Annotated in this window: 1 protein-coding gene; it reads right to left on the reverse strand. The window is 28.8% G+C overall.

The window, feature by feature from the left end:
• Positions 1–39: 39 nt before the first annotated feature.
• A complete protein-coding gene (locus tag WY13_RS15520) occupies positions 40–1,281 on the reverse strand; it encodes an IS701 family transposase (protein ID WP_063555931.1) in 1,242 nt (413 codons plus the stop codon).
• Positions 1,282–1,389 lie beyond the last annotated feature (108 nt).

A 1,389-nucleotide genomic window follows, 5' to 3' on the forward strand; every position in this document is an offset into this window, starting at 1 on the left:
CTTTAAATGAGCAAAAATACTCACATTATTTTACATTGTCTATGCACACTTATTTTTTGACAGTTTAAGAACTTCTAAAATTGCATCTAAGCTAATCCCTTTTTGAGCTTGGATATGAACCCAAATAATTAGTTCTTGTTGGAACTGTTTGCGAGCTGTTTTTAAGCCTTTTCCAAATTTAGAATAAGTTGTATTTATACCAAAAGTACAATAAAGATAAGTCAATTGAGTTAAAATCCAAAATCTTTTTATGGCTCTTTCACTACGAACTTGATAATTATCAAATCCTAATTCCATCTTATTTTGACGAAAAAATACTTCGATTGTCCAACGTTCACGATATTGAAAAAGTATTTCTTCTGTTGTGAGATTGATATCTGTTGATATAAAAGATTTTAATGCTTTTTCATTATAGAGAGCTTCTTTAGGATAACTAATAAGAACCACAACTTTTTTAAAACCATTTATTTTACCTTCATATCTGTAAACATAGTAAGAGTGTTTATTCACTGTAACGAGGTGAAATTCTTCTTTGTTTATTGTTTTGGCAAAACCATTGATTTTATGGTTCATGCGTGAGCATTTGGGGTATATGACTCTATTAGTTTTTAATGCACCTATATACTCAAAACCTTTTGCTTTTGCTGATTTTATAATTATTTCAGCACTATACCAACTATCTCCTAAAACAAAACCTTGTATAGGTGGTTTAGGTAGTGAAGATATTATAGCTACAGCAATATCAATCTTCGTAATCTTTTTATTGTCTTTATCAATTTTAGTTTTATCATAAAGCGTTAGCTGATATGGAATTGTAACATCACCACATTGCAATAAAGCACCTACAATTTGGTGTCCATAAACTTTTTTATTTTCTAAATGTGATTGATGAAATTGACACTTTTCTATAGGATTTTTAGCCCGTGACGAAGGCTTTGTTTTTTCACAGATAGTATCATCAATAATCACATAAATAGGCTTTCTTGTATCACGAGATAACTGCCAAATTTTATTAACTGCAAATTTTTGCAATGCCCTCAAAATATAATCTTCATTCCATGGGCTTTCAGATAAAAATTTACCTACGGATGTTCTATAAGTACTTTGATAGCAATTTTCAGCTATATGAGTAACTTTACCATTATACCCACGACCTACGGTCGCAAAGATAAATTCGAAGACATGTTTTAATTGTGGTAGTGTTAAATATAGTGATAATCCAAGTTTAATTATAAAATTGTTAATCTCATTATTATATGGTATATTATTTTCTGTAGACATTTATATTCATCCTTTGTTTATGTTTTCTAGCAGAAATATAATACAATAAGATGGTTATGAATGTCTACTTTAATTCCATAATTTGTTATGAAATTTGCTCATTTATTA

The organism is Clostridium ljungdahlii (genome assembly GCF_001636845.1).
GTDB lineage: Bacteria > Bacillota > Clostridia > Clostridiales > Clostridiaceae > Clostridium_B > Clostridium_B ljungdahlii_A.